Genomic DNA, 17,176 nt, shown 5'->3' on the forward strand with positions numbered 1-17,176 from the left:
GGGGGGTTGTGTTCCGTCCTACCCACTCTTTACAAATAACTGAACATTATCCAATGTATATTGCGGTATAATTTATGGCTTCTTATGGGGCCAAGCCTTGAATTTTGAATTGATATCACACCCCTCAGATATCTTTCAACTCAAAACTCAAGGCCTGACCCTCTGTGTGTTCTGATATTAATTACAATAAGACGAACTATCCAAGTTCTCATTGATTTTGCAATTCTTTTTTATTTCACAAGGCTTTGTCGCATGGACAATGAGAAGCTCAGAATGAAATATTCGATCCCATCACACAACTTAACGAAGCCCTGTGTACTACAATTAATTATGAGGTAACTTTATGGACTGATAATGAGCGTGCCAGAAAATAAGGAGGCACATTTCGGTTATACGGATCTTAAAGGTTTCGAACAAGACCGTTTGATTGACATGATGACTGCTTATTTAACGCAAGAATCCGGAAAATATAACTTAGAAGTAAATTCTGGCGGTATTTGCCATGGTTTAACAGCTGTTTTTTGTAAGTATAGCGCTGAAGGAAAACAAGATGACTTTATTAAAACAATCTTGGCTATTAATAAAAAGGGAGAAATAATTGAAGCATTAAAAAACGGTCGCGTTGATGATGCTGTTCGACTGAATGTCGAAGCAAATAAATACATTGATGATAGCCAAATTAATAAATTTATACGTGATGTATTATGGACATTTTCACCGGAATCATTTAATAAAAAATACTCTCAAGATGACTCACTAGGTCTATTAACCGTTCAGACACCAGTTAAATCAGAACACTTACATGAAGGTATGAGTGCTGCGACAACGCCTAAACCCTTACAGCAGCTTTTTAAGTTAGGTTTAGTTGCTAAAACAGAAGATTGGGGCCCAATATTCGATAAAATGAAAGCACCAAATACACAGTGGACCATTAGTTATCCGTTGCATACCATTGCTGTTTCAGTAATTGATAATAAATTTCATGTTTATGATCCAAATAGCAGAAAAATTGTGGTTTGTGATGATGGACAAGCAATGGCCACACTGCTAGCTAAAAGTTTTAGTTTTAGTTTGAATGAAAAGGATGCATTAAAACAAATGCCATTAACCGTCAATATCGTAGCTCACCCTGATAAAAAAATTGATTTTCAGTTTCCTGATAAAAGCAAAGATATCTTAGATAATTGGCTTAAAGATGAACCTGCGCGCGTCAATCAAATTGATTACGTAGAGGTTACCTTAGAATATAATTCCTTAACAATGGCTGCCATGCAAAATGATAAGGAAATGATTGCTCACTTATTTGAACATGGTGCGACTGACTCCTCTCTTGCTTTAAAAATTGCGGCAGAACATAACCGACTTGATTCTTTAGACATTTTATTAAATGATAAATACCGTACCCAGTTAAACGGAATAGATATTCGAACCACCTACTCTAATGCTTGTAAAGCTGCATTACGAAGTGGGCGCATTGAAGCATTTGAGCGCCTTTTGGAAGATCCAGAGATAAATAAGTACTTTATAAATGGTATAACAGTTACAAGTACATGTACTGAATCTGAGCGTAAAAGTGCTGAATTTAATCGCGGTATTTATTTAGAAAAAGTGGCTTGCTCTGGCAATCCACAATGCATTGAAAAGTTAATTAAGGTACTAAAAGAAAATAAGGTAACGGAAAACGAAATTGCTGATACAATAAAAAATAATCAAAAAAAAATATTTAAAGCAGCTGAAGAGTCTAAAAATTCACAATGCATTCAAATGCTAAAGGAACTTGCAGGAATCAGCCCAAAATCAATACCAGCTGTGATAAAAAATCCAAATTTTTTAATTGAGTCCTTAAACTCATTTTCTGTTTTTTTTAAAAAGGAATTTGATAAACTACTGGATTTAATATCAACAACAAGATGGCTTAAAAAACCTGAAAAACCCGATCCCATTACGCCTGAAAAATTAGAAGCTCAAAAAATTTTTAAAGCAGAAGCTAGATGGATAAGTACAGATGCTCAACAAAAATTAACCCCAGAACAAAGCGATAAAGAAACTGCTACTACTAGTTCGAAAATGTCTAACTCTTAACTGTAGGGTGCAAACAAATAAATCCGAAAAATTTCCAATTGGCTATTAATAGAATTAAAGTCAATCTATTATATCCCATACTCTAAATAATATTGTGAATTATCATCGACTGTACACAATAATGTCATGGAGAATAAATGGGAACTTCTTGCAACCCCTCTTAGAAAATAGTACACCCACTCCGTCTATGAGATTTTACATTTTTCATATCACCGATACTTTCGTCATTGGCTTTTGCGAGACAATTATTAAACGAGTCCATGCCTGAGAGATTTTGATAGGCTAGATACTGAACGTCATGTATTAGAGTAAGGAGCTTATCATTAAGCAACGATCTTGCTGTCCCAAGATCGTCAATCTGTTCATCGTATAGACTCATAAAGTCCGTTTTTATACTCTCATTCTTGACATTGATTGAATCTGCAGAGTTGTCTAAAAGATAGTTTTTTACTAATTTACTCATTCCATCTGCATATTTATGACCATCCCTGATTTCGAGCAGTTGATAGGCATCCAATATAAAATTATAAAGTTCACCAATATAATAACTAGTAAAAATTACTTTTAATTCTTCTGTCTTATCTTGTTTAATAGCCATTTCCAAATGGTGACACAAACAATCAGAGGAATTAATGCACATGTTGAACCCTATTTAAAACATATGAGAACCAATTGTATCTAAAACAAGCCATAATGGCAAATAATATTCCAGATTATCGTGTAGCAAACAGGTTGAGTTATGAGCCAACATTAGCCTCACACGCCATCTGTTCGATCATTGAAAGCATGTCAATAAGCCCAATGTTCAGGGTTTTTATCAAAAGATGAATGCTTGAATGTGGCCTGGTAGATGCCGCCCTCACATACCCATGCCTGACTGGATTGTTGTATATAATTTAGGTGATACTCATAATCTTATTCATCACAAATAAGATGCTACCAAAACCAAGTTGCCAGATACCTTTTTCGTTTTTTTCATCCTGATAGGATTAATATATTCTTTAGAATTAATTTGCTGCGAGAAATATCCTTTTATTAGTCGTAGCCGTAAAGAATAATTCCTATTGTTCTCTGGTAAGGTCATCATCATGTGGAACTGATCGGGAAGAACAACTATTCCATCGATATCATTTGAGGAGCGTTTTATGGAAGACTATAAACTGCTTAAACATTGAATCATGGTATCATTTTACGATTAATTGGTTTTGGGTGTTTAGAAATGCAAAATTATTTTGAATTAGCCATAAAAGAAGCACTACAAGGTGTTGTTAATGGCGAAGGCGCGCCATTTGGAGCATGCATCGTAAATCAAGATCAGGTTATTGCCCTGGCGCATGATACTGTTTTAAAAGACAATGATGCCACATGCCATGCTGAAATAAACGCGATAAGACTCGCTTCAAAAAAATTGGGAACTTATAATTTGGGAACAAGTGCTATTTATTGCACCTCTGAGCCTTGCCCTATGTGCCTCTCCGCCATTCATTGGTCTGGAATAAAAAAATGCTATTTTATCGCGGACAGGAAATGTGCGGCTGAATATGGTTTTGATGACGATTTTTTGTACGATGAATTAATAAAACCAGTTCATCAACGCAAGATGTCTGTTAAACAGGAATTAAGTCATTATCATGAAGTAAAACATTTGTTTGAGTATTGGAAAACCACAGGATTGCCAATTTGTTAACATTCATTAGGCTACAAAAAAATCTTATCTATCTCAAAGATTGAGTTTTTACGGTTCAAAACGCCTAAAAAACGACTCCATGAGCCTGACAAACCGACACATCGAGAAAGATAAAGTACGTTATCAATCTGATTAAAATCATGTCTTAATTGATCAATTACCTACAAGTATAAATGTTATGAACACCTACATTTTAGGCATAATCTGGGTACATTTAAAGGTTTTTGGGAAGCTTTTGAGACTTTCAAAGATCAAATGAGGTATTGTTATAATAGCTTGTTTATAAGTTTGTTTGCAGTCGATGACTGTCTTTAGCGGTCTTTGAATTGGTGGGGCGGCGGGAATCGAACCCGCTACTATGGGTTTTTGTCGTTCTCATGAAATACCACCAAAGACCATGAGAAACCACGTCATTTCTGGGCTATCGTCTCTTTTCTAAAAAATACTAAGTTGTCTTTCAAAGTCTTTAATTGTCTACACATGGTGCCGTTTTGGTGCCGATGATTATGCCGCTTCTAATTCAATATGAACACGTTGCCCAATAGCCGCTGCAATATTGACCAAGGCATCTAATGAAAATCGAGAAATACGGCCGCGTAACATATCATTCAAACGTGGTTGGGTGATTCCGCAATGTTGAGCGGCTTCAACTTGTTTCCAACCATTTTTTTTAACAATCGCTACAATTTGGCGCATCAATTCGGCTTTCGCTTGCATATTAGCTGATTCTCCGGCGGTATCAGCGATGGCATCCCAAATATTATCAAAGCTTTCTACTTTACTCATCTCTATTTGCTCCTCATCAGTTCAGTAAAACGTGCTTTTGCGAGATCAATATCCCGTTTTGCTGTGGCTTGGGTTTTCTTTTGGAATGCATGTAAAACATATACCGCATCCACTAGTCTTGCTGTATAAATGACACGATACGTTCCTGATTCATCCCAAATTCTAATTTCTTCAACACCCTTTCCAATTGAAGGCATGGATTTAAAATCATCTGGTTGCTCACCACGCTGTACTTTATCAAGTTGATAACCAGCATCTTGTTTTGCATCAGCATCAAATTCTCGCAGGCGACTTAGCGAGTCACCTAAAAATCGTATTGGTTTCATTTATTATTTTTATATCTATTTTGATATAATTATATCTGATTTGATATAAATTGCAAGTTGGTTTAGGCAACTCCAGATTTGACAATAACTCTTTTCTATCATCTTGTAATACCACTCAGTAAGTGGAATTTCAGCGTGAATATTACTGACGTAATAATCACGTAGTTTTTTCTTAGATATAATACGCAAGTTTTTCACTAAAGGAGTATTTAATAAAAATATATGTCAATTTGATATATATGCGAGATGGAAGCTCTTTTGAAATTCGAAACTTATCGCCATATTTCTAATTCGTAGCGAAGTAGTCTAGTTGCTTAAGATAGCTGAAATAACATGAACGGGTTAATAAATCTCTTATAAAATTTGAATGTTAAAGCTATTTAGCTCTTTTAGGTACTCCTCTAAAAGAATTAATCCAAAACAAGGTATTGCGCCTGTGAGATTAATTTTATTTTGTACTAATTTTTTCGCTAAAATAATAGCCGGTATTGTTGGAATATGTGGGCCATCTCCATCTTTAGCTATAAGAAACCATTTAACCATTTTTTCCCTACCATTGTGATCCTTCCCAGATACAACCATATGCATGCCACCATCTTTTGAACCAAAGCAATCAAATAAGTGACTTAACTTTAATAGCATTTTTGCATGATTTTTTAACTTGATTGGCAGCCCTAATCGCACAAACCAGGATAAAGCCCATAAACTTAGATGCAAAACACTGTTTTCTATCCCAGCAGAAAATCGAATATTTTGAATACCATAATATCGTGGTAATAAATCAAGATCAGGAATCTCACAATTAGCCATCCAACGTTTCCCAATTATAGGATAAGGCTGTCTATATAGGTTTTGCCAACCATAAATTGTGTGCGATGCTCCAGGAATAGGCTTAAATGGTTTTCCAACATAGCTTAAAATAGCTTGGGTTGTGGCCAATCCACGTTCAGTTTTTTGGCCGGGAGTTATACCAAAAATTAATGAATCCATTGACGAAAATTGATTTTTGTAATGCTCCAGTACTGCTGAAGATAAGCATGGAACAGTGCTTGCACCACTCACAACCAAACAATTATTTTCTTTTGCTAACTGATCTAATGCATTATGAATTCCATTCACAAAATCTCTATCATCAGCTAAATCAATATAATGAATACCTGCATTAATACAGTTTAAAGCAATAGAATAATCCGCTGATTGAAATGGACCACAAGTATTAATTACCACATAAGGTTTTAAATTAACGAGCTGCTGTATTAATTCCTTGTGTATATCAAAACAGGCAATTTCCACAAACACATTTGGATTAGATTGATGAATTTCATTTTTTAAAGAAATTAAAAGCTGTATTTGTCTCCCAGCTATAATGATGGGAATATTATTTTTGGCTAATCCTTTTGCAATTTTACTTCCAAAATTTCCTGAAGCACCAAGAATTAAAATTTTTTTACTCATAGGTCGCTATTCTAAAATGGCCATTGTACTGAAATATGGTCCCAAATAATGGATGAACCATTTTAACTTGCATAGCAAATTCATCATTGGAAACAACTTCTTCAAAGGCAGAAAGCCTTCCAATGAGAAACCCTAATGAGATAGGAACCAGCCGTTTACCTATACAAATAACATATCCGCCATAATCCATAATAATTTTTGTTTTATCAAAATGGTAAATTAGCTTGGATGCAAACCCAAAACGCATTAGCTCAATAACAATATTGTCTTTAATATGTTTTATACGAGAACAAAAGTGGTAAGGCGGCCTGTCCGGATAATAAAAAATTCGATTCATAAGGATTCGATCTGATTTTTCATCACTCACAAAATTAACGGTTACTGGAATTTTTTCTGCGGGATAAGGCACAAGTGCCCCCACTAATCGAAACAAAGGTGACATGATGCGAAATATTTTTGACATAGCAATATTCATTTCACCTTTTAACAAAAGTGTATCTTGCGTATAAACTCTATTTGAATAACGCTGTTGTAGAACTTTCGGTTTTTTTTGAGCCTGATCTCCAAATATACGCTGAATTAATGGTTCCTGATCTTGGTTTATAATTGGCGGGATTCGTCTAAGCATTAGTATTGTATTTCTTACTATTACAAATAAAGGATAAAAACATTGGGACAGCCACTTATATTTAAATAGAAATGAATTTACTTTATTAAAAACATCTGAAGAGGTACCGATCAAAGCAAGAAAGTTGACAGCAGCGGCTCCATAAAAATACTGATCATTGTATTTTACTAAAATTCCTTTATTTAAATCATACCCTTTTTTCATGGCCTCTTTAACCAGTGGGTGTTCCTCTCTTGCATTAATTATTTCAAGATTACCAATAGATTTCTTAATTTTCATTGCTTGCGCACTATTTTTACACAAAATACAATCGCCATCATAAATTAAATAAACAGTAGTTGTAGCCGAATTGGTTTTTCTTGTCATAATGTTAAAAAACACCTATCAATTGAATCAAAATTTCTATTGTAATTAGCATAGCCCGAATTACACGGAATAAAAATACAATGCCGTGATTAGAAATGATTGATGCTTTAAAACAAAATCCCTTTAAAGGATTAGCTACTTTGGGTAAAACACTGGATTCCTGGAAAGAAGAAATTTCATGTATGTAGCGATTTAATAAATCAAATGGGATTACATTGAAAAATGAAATTGATACAACGTAGAGCTTATGGATTTAGAAATTTTGAAAATTACCGATTAAGAATATTATGTGCTTGATGAAGTGCCCCGTAATTGGAAAAGACTCGAGTTTGGTGCCGCTATGGTGATGATAGAAAAATCATCAGTGAAATATTATTATAAATCAATAAGTTATGGTGGAGGCGGCGGGAATCGAACCCGCGTCCGCAAATCCTCTGCCTTCAGCTCTACATGCGTAGCCTTGTCAATTGAATTTAACTGTGGACACTCCGACAGGCAGGATGGTACACAGCGATTCCCTGAATTTCGCATCGTAACCCGGGATGGATTAGGACACTAGCTTATCTCTTATGACCGTTGATTCGATACCGATAAGCGGGCTCGGTCGAACGGGGCACCGGGGTTAAGGCCGGTACACGTTGCATCTACCAAGATTGATTAAGCTGCAATAGCGTCATCAAGGTTAGCTTCTGCGAAGTTTGCATCGTTTGCATTTATATTTATTTGAGTCTGATTTACGAGAGTTCTCATTCTCGGCATGCACCTCTGGTTTTGCAACCCACGTCGAAGCCAGGTCGCCCCCAATTTGTACACTTTAATTATAACATAAAATCACACGGTATAATCACTTGACTATGAAATATTATGTCATGGAATCCCGCTTCGCGATTACTGAACAATTTTGTATGTATCGCGAAGCAGTCGTTCTTAAATCATCTTTATATAATGTTAATATAAAGCGATTCCATTCGGTGAGTTAAATCCACTTCCGGTGAGTGTACAACTACCAAAAGCACCATTAGGTGTTATTGAACAATAATAAACCGAATTACCTACAAAACTGGTAACATATGCAAAAGTACCTGTCGTATTTACTGCGATAGCATATGGATTTTGGATTGGCGTGTTCAACTGAGAACACGAGAGTATGGTTCCATTGGACGCACTGATTGAACAGGAAAGAATACTATTTGCTGCAGAACTGGTAACGTAGACAATCAACGGATTAGCAGGGTTGATTGCTAGAGAAGTAGGCGCATTGAAAAAAGCATTCGTATTTATTATACAGTTGGTCAAACTGCCATTACTGCTGATTTGGCATGAAGAAACTGCGCCGCCCAATGCAGGGTACACATTATCAAGAAGGTATGCATAAGTTCCTGCTGGATTAATTGCAATTGAAATCGGGTAACTAAATCCAGAGCCTGTCTGTTGACATGATTCAGGTATATTCGAATTAGTTAGTGAACAGTATGTGACAATACTACTAGAGTTATTAGCTATATAAACGTATTTCCCAGAAGGATGAAACGCGACGGCATAAGGCAAAGATATATTTAAAATATCACCACAAGCAGTAAGGTCTCCATCATTTTTAATAGTACAACTCGTTATAAAATTACTACCATTTTCAGGGAACCAGACTATTGGGCCATTAGGTATGAACGCAAGTCCCGAAGGCGGATTCACTATGGAGCCCGCTTTTGAGCAGGAACTAAAACTTCCATTAGATTGAATTGGGCATTTAGTAATATCTTTATTGTTATACCCTGTAATGTAAGCTGTTAAATCCTGAGACACACTTAATTGATATTGAGTTCCGGCGCAGGTTATCCCCCCTGGAAAACAGACAAAAAGATGATGATGTGGATCGAGATCATCTTTATTAACAACACCAGAAATTCTAAGTTGTAAAGTACAACTGCTTCCCGCCTGACCTTTTCCATTCAGATTGAATAATGATCCGCAAGTATCAGGATAAGTTCCGTTGCTAGTCACTTGAGTCACATTTACTGGTAAATATTTAACAAAGTTACCATTTCTTGAAGACAAGGTGTTGTTAGATACAGTGTAATATGCAAATACCGTTTGTCCATTTTTGAACGAAGTAGGTAATTGTGTACCTGCCTTTGGAACGATGTTAAATGGAAGTGCGAAACTTAGTGTACTGGTTATAAATAAACCTGTTGCAAGCAGGCTTAATAAAATATTCGACATTAATTTTGACCTATCCTTATACATAACAATTTCCTTGATGATTATTCAAAATGCCAAAAATCCTACGCAGAGAGAATGCCATTATGTCTGAGTAAGGCATCTACCGTTGCAGCACGACCTCTGAATTCCTTATACGCCGACGCTGCTTTTTTGGAGCCACCTACTTCCAAAATAAATTTAAGGAAATCATGGCCGGTTTTAGGATTGAAAATCCCCTCTTCTTCAAAACGTGAAAAAGCATCACTGGATAATACTTCAGCCCAACTGTAACTGTAGTAACCTGCTGCATAGCCTCCACTGAAAATATGGTTGAAGCTGTGCTGAAACCGATTATAAGGAGCAATTGGGATGATACTGGTTTTACGACGTACATCAGCAAGAATATCAGCTACCAATGTACTTGTATTTTCTTTAAATTCCTGATGAATACGAAAATCAAACAAAGAAAATTCGATTTGTCGCAACATGGCCATAGCCGATTGAAAGTTTTTCGCAGCCAACAAGCGCTCAAATAATGAAACAGGGAGCGGTTCACCTGTATCGACATGTGATGTTAATAAAGAAAGTGCGCTCTGCTCCCAACACCAATTTTCAAAAAACTGGCTGGGTAATTCAACAGCATCCCATTCGACACCATTAATTCCAGAAGCACTTAAGTAATCCACTTGAGTCAAAAGATGATGCAAACAATGACCAAACTCATGAAACAGAGTAATGACTTCGTCATGCGACAAAGTTGCAGGTTTATTCGTTGAGGTTTTTGCAAAATTACAGGTTAATGTTGCAATGGGAAGCTGCAAGGCCCCATCTTCCAGCCTTCGTCTGCTTTGAAGTGAATCCATCCACGCCCCACCGCGCTTATTAGGTCTGGCATATAAATCGGTATAAACATAACCGCGAACTTGATTGTGTTCATCGATAACACCGAAACATTGTACGTCTTTATGCCATACATCAACACCTGGAATTTCTTCTATAGTCATTCCATAAAGCTTTTTAACTATAGTAAATAAACCCTGCATCACTTTAGGTTGAGGAAAATAAGGACGTAAGTCTTCTTGAGATAAAGTAAATAAATCCTGTCTTCTTTTCTCAGATAAAAAAGCCACATCCCAAGGTTTCACTGGCACCAGATCAAATTGTTCTGCAGCAAACTGTTCTAACTGAGCAAATTCATGCTGAGCCTGCTTTCGCGCTTTATCAATTAAATCCGTCATAAATTCAATAACCTGACTGGTTGATTCAGCCATTTTAGTCGCCAGGGAGAGTTCCGCATAATTATTAAATCCCAAGAGTTGGGCTTTTTCATGCCGCAATGCCAATTGCTCATTGATCAAATCAGTATTATCAAAGGTTCCAGCATTGGGTCCCTGATCTGATGCTCTCGTTATATAGGCCTGGTAGATTTCTTCACGTAAGGCTCTATCCTGTGCATGCGTAATAACTGCTTGAAAGCAAGGATACTCTAAGGTCAGAACATAACCTTCCAGGCCTTTTTCTACAGCCAGTTCCCTTGCGGTATTCATAGCATGATCTGGCAATCCTGCTAATCGATTGGCATCAGTGATGTGTATGGTAAAAGCCTGTGTTGCATCCAGTACATTATTACCGAACTGATTTGACAACTCGGCTAACCGTGCCTGAATTGCTTCAAAGCGTTTTTTATCTTCCTTGGACAAGGCAACGCCAGACAACTCAAAATCCAGGAGGCTGTCCTCAATGATTTTTTGTTGCGCTGAATTTAAAGTATGTTTGTCTATGGATTTAATTGCTTCATATAACTGATGATTATGACCTATAGCTGCTTCATAGGCTGACAATAATGGCAGACACGCATCATAACATTCACGTAAAGCCTTGGAGTCCATCACTCCATGAAGATGGGACATTGGCGACCAGAAACGCTCCAGGGAATCAGCCAAATCATCCAAAGGATACATCAGATTGTCCCAAGTATAATGTTGATTTTCCTTGAGTACCGTATCTATTTGTTCCAAATGATTTTTTAATAATGCTTCCAGATGAGTCTTGAATCCGGCAACGTCTAAATGACTAAATTGTGGCAATCCAATTGGCGATGACATGTTATACCTTGCTCTGATAATTAATGCGTGAAAGCATAGCATATCAATTGATTAACACTCTATCCACAATTCAATAAAGTCTGTCCATCCTCTGGAGGTTCAAGTGAATGTTCCGGATCAGGAATAGGCTGGTTGGGTCGTGACCCATAGATGTCAGACTAAGGTAAGAGCCCGGATGAAGTGCGAAGCGCGTAATCCGGGAAGTCCCGCGAAGCGGGCACCTATTTAAAATGTACCATGCTGCGCATAGGCTTCCCGGATTTCGCTATGCTGCATCCGGGCTACTTATGATTTTCTCCTTAGCCTGAAACTATGGGTCTCGAAGCAGTCTTTCTGCGGACACCTCTGTGTAATTTTAATACAAAGCAATTCCAGCTGGAGAGGGAAAACTATATCGGGTGCTATTACAATTACCAAAACTGCCATTAGGGTTTAATGCGCAATAATAAACCATATTATTTTCAGTACTGGTAATATAAGCAAAAGTTCCTGTAGTATTTACCACAATAAAGAATGGAAAATGAATACCCGTTATTATCGCACTGCATGAGATTAACGTTCCATTGGATGGACTGATTGAACAGGAAAGAATGCTGTCGCTTTCGTTACTTGTAATGTAAGCAATCAACGGATTTGCCGGATTAATTGCTATAGAATCGGGCACTTTGATAAAGGCATTCGTATTTGCTGTACAATTGGTCAAACTTCCATTGCTACTGATTTGACATGAAGTAATCGCGCCAGCGAACGTGCCATAAAAATTATCGACAATGTACGCATAAGTTCCTGATGGATTTATTGTAATAGAAGCAGGGTAACTAAATCCGGAACCTGTCTGCTGACATGACCCGGGAATATTCGAATTGGACAAGGTACAGTAGGTGACGATATGACTAAATACATTAGTTATATAAACATATTTCCCCGAAGGATGGAACGCAATTCCAAAAGGAAAAGATATATCTAAAACATCATTACACGCTGCAAGATTTCCAACGTTGTTAACCGTACACGCAGTTATATTATTATTAACCTCTTCTGTAAACCAGACTTGTGGAACATTAGGAATGAAAGCAAGCCCCGAAGGTGAAATCGCTGTCGCTCCCGCTGCTGAACAGGAATCAAAATTGCCATTAGAGAGGATTGGGCATTTTATAATTGAACTAAAGTTATACGTTGTAATATAAGCTGTTAAATCCTGAGATACATTTAATTGATATTGAGTTCCGGAGCAACCTTTCCCTTCCGGAAAGCAGACAAACAGTTGATGATGCGGATCAGGATCATCCTTATTGACTGCTCCAGAAATTCTAAGCTGTAAGGTGCAGCTGCTTCCCGCCTGACCTTTACCATTCAAATCAAATGATGCTCCGCAAGTATCAGGATAAGTTCCGTTGCTAGTAACTTGTGTCACATTATAGGGTAAGTATTTAACAAAATTACCGTATCTTGTAGACAGAGTATTATTGTAAACAGTGTAATATGCAAATACTGTTTGCCCATTTTTAAATGAGGTGGGTAATTGGGTACCTTCTTTTGGAACAATATTAAATGCAAGGGCGAAACTGAGTGTGCTGGTGAGAAACAACCCCAGAGCAAGCAGGCTTAATAAACTATTCGGAATTAATTTTGTCCTATCCTTATTCATAACAATGTCCTTGTTGATTGTTCAAAATGCTAAAGACCCTACTCAGCGAAAAGCCATTATATCTGAGTAAGCTATCTACCGTTGCAGCATGACCTCTAAGTTCTTAATAAGCTGATACAGTTTTTTGGATCAGGCAACGTCTGTATGACTACATTTTGACAATGCAATTGACGATGACATGTTATACCTAGATCTGAAAATTCATGCGGGACAGCATAGCATATCAATTGATTAACACTCTATCCACAACTCAATAAATTTTGACCATCCTCTGAAGGTACAAGTGAATCGTCCAAAGCAAGAATAGGTTTAACCTGCTCATTATTTTTTCTGGCAAACAGTCCGAATTGAACAACGCCGGAAGGTTTCTCAACAGTATCATTAGGTCGGTACTGCTCCACGTTGCGGGTTAATACAAATGTAGCCACCCAAATCGCGATTAATAATACAGCGCCAAGAAAAGGAAGAACCGGGTTTACAGCCAGAACAGGTATTGCAAGGCACATGGCTAAAAATATGGCCAAAGTACCAGCCAGGCTCAAGCCTAAACGCAATTTTTCAAACTCAATGCGATGATTGATGTAATTCTGATACTCTTTAATTGCCTTCTTACTTTCTTCATCATCCGTTGCAAGAAACATCTTTTTATAGTCATCTTGCAATTTATAGAGTCGGTTTAATTCTATGTACGTTCTTAAACTCGCATTTGCGATATCAAAAGCAAAAGCAAACAAAGTGAAATAAATAGAAAACGGGGCTAAAGTACCTACCAATACAAAGCAATTAAGTAATCCCACACTAACCCATACCAAATCGTTGCCTAATTCAAACCAACGGCGTTGCAATTGAGCCTGGAGACGAACATACCAATCCAGCGCCTTTTCTTTTTCATCCATGTCAGGCCAGGAAATGGTATGTTTTGCGATCAGAAAAAGATTGGTGGTTAAACGCGGGATAAAGAAACACCAGGCAAGATAAGCAAAAAATGGATTCGTGTAATTATCCATTAATCCGACAAAATTTCTGTATGTCGCTGAACCTGTTCCTACAAGATCTAAAAAATTCAATACACGTTTGGTACGGGTAACAAGGAGTCTGAACCAATTAATCTGTGCCGTATTATCCCGAATGTATTGAGTTAATGAGAATTCAGGCTGACGCGGTTCAATTATTGAGTTTTTGAGAGAAAACTTCATTCCCGTCATTTCTTCAAGTAGCGTTCTATACACGTGTTGATGGCGACGTAATCTCACCACTTCACGAGGAACAACCAGATAATGCAAATGAACGTGCTCTAATAACTCAGCAAGCATTAAGGCAGCCTGTAATTGCTCAATAACCTGATCTTGGCGGATTTGATTAGGAAAAGAAAAATTATGCCTGATCTGATGACATAAAATGCTGTATTCCATGTTTAGGGTAGGATGATTAAGAACAATTTTCTTATAGAAATCAGGTCCAAGAAGTTTAATACGCTCATCAAAAGACCAAAGCAGGGAATTACTTTCTGCCATTTGAGGCAAATCTGGGAAACTGCTTCGTAAATGCAAGATAACTGGCGTCATGATTTCCTAAAAATATCTATTGGATATCAAATTAGTTTCTTTTTGGCCTGAATCATTTGGTGCTGTGTAAACAAATCCCGTTTGTATCTGAAAGGATACAAAAACAGGCACATTATGCCAAAAAATAAACAATAAGTAAAATTTTAAAAACATTAAAGTATGGAATTTACATTAGTTACAACTAAAAATGAATGGTTTTCTTGCTGATTTATGCCTTCTGAGCGACAATAGCGCCTCAGTTAAATGCATAAGAGTTCGCATGAATCTTTCCAAAGAATTAGCTAATGCCGTGCGCATATTAAGTGTTGATGCCGTAAATCAGGCACAATCGGGTCATCCTGGAATGCCATTAGGTATGGCAGATATCGCAACCGTTTTATGGAAAAAATTCTTAAAATATAATCCCAAGAATCCTCAATGGTTTAACAGAGACCGTTTCGTGTTATCCAATGGTCACGGCTCAATGCTGCTCTACTCTCTTCTTCATCTGACAGGATATAATTTATCCATTGAAGAACTTAAAAATTTCCGTCAATTAAACTCTAAAACACCGGGTCACCCCGAACAAGGGCATACACCTGGCGTAGAAACGACAACAGGACCATTAGGGCAAGGATTGGCTAATTCCGTTGGTATGGCCTTGGCTGAAAAAATACTGGCGAGTCAATTTAATCGCGAGCAATTTGAACTGGTAGATCATTATACCTATACCTTTGTTGGTGACGGTTGTCTGATGGAAGGTATTTCGCATGAAGCCTGTTCATTAGCCGGAACTTTGGAACTCGGAAAACTGATAGTATTTTATGACGACAATGGAATTTCCATTGATGGTAAGGTTGAATCCTGGTTTACAGATGATACAGCTTCCCGTTTTAAAGCATATAACTGGCATGTAATTGAAGCGGTTGATGGTCACGATATGAAGGCCATAGAACAGGCGATTATTGAAGCTCAAGCGAATAAAACTCAACCCACTCTAATCATGTGCAAAACGGTCATTGGACTTGGGTCTTCCGTTGCCGGAAGTGAAAAATCACACGGATCGCCACTGAGTGCGGATGATATTGTCAATGTAAGGAAGTTTTTTAACTGGCCTCATGCTCCTTTTTTCATTCCTGACTCCATTGCGCACCAGTGGAATCATATAGAACAAGGTGAAAAGGAAGAGCAACAATGGTTGCAATTGCAACATGAATATCAGCAATGTTTTCCTGAAGAAAACGCTGAATTTTTACGTCGAATTAATGGCGATCTGCCCGATAACTGGCAAGAAGCTTCAGCTGCATTTGTCAATCAATGCCGCACCAATGAAAAAGCCATAGCCACAAGAAAAGCATCTCAACAGTGCATTGAGTATTTTGCGGCTTTGTTACCAGAACTGTTCGGAGGCTCGGCCGATCTGACCGGTTCCAATAATACCGATTGGTCAGGAAGCAAGGCAATAACGACTAAGGATTATTCAGGTAACTACCTCTATTACGGAGTTCGGGAATTTGCAATGGCGGCTATTATGAACGGTTTTGCTGTTCATGGTGGATTCATACCTTATGGAGGAACCTTCCTGGTATTTTCGGATTATGCACGAAATGCCGTTCGCCTTAGCGCCTTAATGAAACAACGTGTGATTTACGTATTTACCCATGATTCAATAGGACTGGGCGAGGATGGTCCAACCCACCAGCCTGTAGAGCATGCTGCCATGTTACGCATGACGCCAGGCATGACTGTCTGGCGCCCCGCAGATTTAATGGAAACGGCTGTTGCCTGGCAACACTCTTTAGAGCATCATAATGGACCGGCATCGTTACTGCTTTCACGACAGAATGTACCAGCCCTGCCTCACAGCGAGAATGCTGCCGAATTAATAAAAAAAGGCGGGTACATTATTAAAGATTGCGCCGGAAAGCCTGACGCTCTCTTAATAGCAACCGGTTCAGAAGTACAGTTGGCCCTTCAAGCTGCAGAGCAGGCTAATTCAAAAGGGCTAAAAGTACGAGTAGTATCCATGCCTTGTGGCGAGCGGTTTTTAGCTCAGGATGCTGCTTATAAAAATCAGGTATTACCTAATGATGTTCGGAACCGTATAGCAATTGAAGCCGCAAGTACTGCGTACTGGTATCAATTTGTTGGCCTGGATGGAGCAGTGATAGGTCTGGATAGTTTTGGTGTTTCAGCACCAGCAACACAGGCTTATAATTTCCTGGAAATTACCGTAGAACATATAATGATTACATTAGATAGATTAACAAAACAAACACTTGTGTAACCCGCACCTTTTAAAAATCAAAAGGATATACTTGTCACAGACAAGTATTAGTAGGGCACCTTAACT

The 17,176-nt window shown here is 37.7% G+C and carries 12 protein-coding genes, 1 other RNA gene and 1 pseudogene; 4 read left to right on the plus strand and 10 right to left on the minus strand.

The annotated features are described in order from the left end of the window. Window positions 1–354: 354 nt before the first annotated feature. Window positions 355–2,082 (plus strand): ankyrin repeat domain-containing protein, encoded by a 1,728-nt coding sequence (locus IZU94_RS15815; RefSeq protein ID WP_203112846.1) that lies wholly within the window; start codon window positions 355–357, stop codon window positions 2,080–2,082. Between the two features lie 160 nt (window positions 2,083–2,242). On the opposite strand, the gene IZU94_RS15820 is transcribed toward IZU94_RS15815, so the two are convergent. After that, entirely contained in the window at window positions 2,243–2,722 is a 480-nt protein-coding gene (locus tag IZU94_RS15820; RefSeq protein WP_203112849.1) for a hypothetical protein, read from the minus strand. 579 nt (window positions 2,723–3,301) lie between these two features. On the opposite strand from IZU94_RS15820, the gene IZU94_RS15825 reads away from it, so the two are divergent. Continuing rightward, window positions 3,302–3,769, plus strand: coding sequence for a nucleoside deaminase (locus tag IZU94_RS15825; RefSeq protein WP_203112851.1), 468 nt, complete (start codon window positions 3,302–3,304; stop codon window positions 3,767–3,769). A gap of 504 nt (window positions 3,770–4,273) precedes the next feature. On the opposite strand, the gene IZU94_RS15830 is transcribed toward IZU94_RS15825, so the two are convergent. From IZU94_RS15830 to IZU94_RS15845, 4 genes are all read right to left on the minus strand, one after another. Beyond that, a complete protein-coding gene (locus IZU94_RS15830) occupies window positions 4,274–4,555 on the minus strand; it encodes a helix-turn-helix domain-containing protein (protein WP_058481822.1) in 282 nt (93 codons plus the stop codon). Between the two features lie 2 nt (window positions 4,556–4,557). Next, window positions 4,558–4,881 (minus strand): type II toxin-antitoxin system RelE/ParE family toxin, encoded by a 324-nt coding sequence (locus tag IZU94_RS15835; protein WP_203112853.1) that lies wholly within the window; start codon window positions 4,879–4,881, stop codon window positions 4,558–4,560. 354 nt (window positions 4,882–5,235) lie between these two features. Continuing rightward, window positions 5,236–6,336, minus strand: a complete 1,101-nt coding sequence (locus IZU94_RS15840; protein ID WP_203112855.1) for a saccharopine dehydrogenase family protein — start codon at window positions 6,334–6,336, stop codon at window positions 5,236–5,238. Next, a complete protein-coding gene (locus tag IZU94_RS15845; protein WP_203114016.1) occupies window positions 6,329–7,345 on the minus strand; it encodes a DUF4166 domain-containing protein in 1,017 nt (338 codons plus the stop codon). Before IZU94_RS15845 ends, IZU94_RS15840 begins: the two co-directional genes overlap by 8 nt. Before the next feature lie 74 nt (window positions 7,346–7,419). On the opposite strand from IZU94_RS15845, the pseudogene IZU94_RS15850 reads away from it, so the two are divergent. After that, window positions 7,420–7,627: pseudogene (locus tag IZU94_RS15850) on the plus strand (transposase); the annotation flags it as partial. A gap of 96 nt (window positions 7,628–7,723) precedes the next feature. Here IZU94_RS15850 and ssrA read toward each other — a convergent pair. The 5 genes from ssrA to IZU94_RS15875 form a co-directional block, all read right to left on the minus strand. Next, window positions 7,724–8,132: a transfer-messenger RNA gene (gene ssrA, locus IZU94_RS15855) on the minus strand. A gap of 146 nt (window positions 8,133–8,278) precedes the next feature. Next, on the minus strand, window positions 8,279–9,571 hold the full coding sequence (locus IZU94_RS15860; RefSeq protein ID WP_203112868.1) for an NHL repeat-containing protein: 1,293 nt from the start codon (window positions 9,569–9,571) through the stop codon (window positions 8,279–8,281). Window positions 9,572–9,609: 38 nt separating this feature from the next. Beyond that, window positions 9,610–11,631, minus strand: coding sequence for a M3 family metallopeptidase (locus tag IZU94_RS15865; protein WP_203112871.1), 2,022 nt, complete (start codon window positions 11,629–11,631; stop codon window positions 9,610–9,612). Between the two features lie 355 nt (window positions 11,632–11,986). After that, the gene (locus IZU94_RS15870; RefSeq protein WP_203112874.1) at window positions 11,987–13,279 is read right to left on the minus strand and encodes a beta-propeller fold lactonase family protein; all 1,293 of its coding nucleotides are present in this window, start codon (window positions 13,277–13,279) and stop codon (window positions 11,987–11,989) included. A 239-nt stretch (window positions 13,280–13,518) separates the two neighbouring features. Then, window positions 13,519–14,844, minus strand: coding sequence for a hypothetical protein (locus IZU94_RS15875; protein ID WP_203112876.1), 1,326 nt, complete (start codon window positions 14,842–14,844; stop codon window positions 13,519–13,521). Window positions 14,845–15,103: 259 nt separating this feature from the next. On the opposite strand from IZU94_RS15875, the gene tkt reads away from it, so the two are divergent. Beyond that, the gene (tkt, locus tag IZU94_RS15880; protein WP_203112878.1) at window positions 15,104–17,110 is read left to right on the plus strand and encodes a transketolase; all 2,007 of its coding nucleotides are present in this window, start codon (window positions 15,104–15,106) and stop codon (window positions 17,108–17,110) included. Window positions 17,111–17,176: the final 66 nt, after the last annotated feature.

It is taken from the genome of Legionella bononiensis (genome assembly GCF_016786215.1).
Classification (GTDB): domain Bacteria; phylum Pseudomonadota; class Gammaproteobacteria; order Legionellales; family Legionellaceae; genus Legionella; species Legionella bononiensis.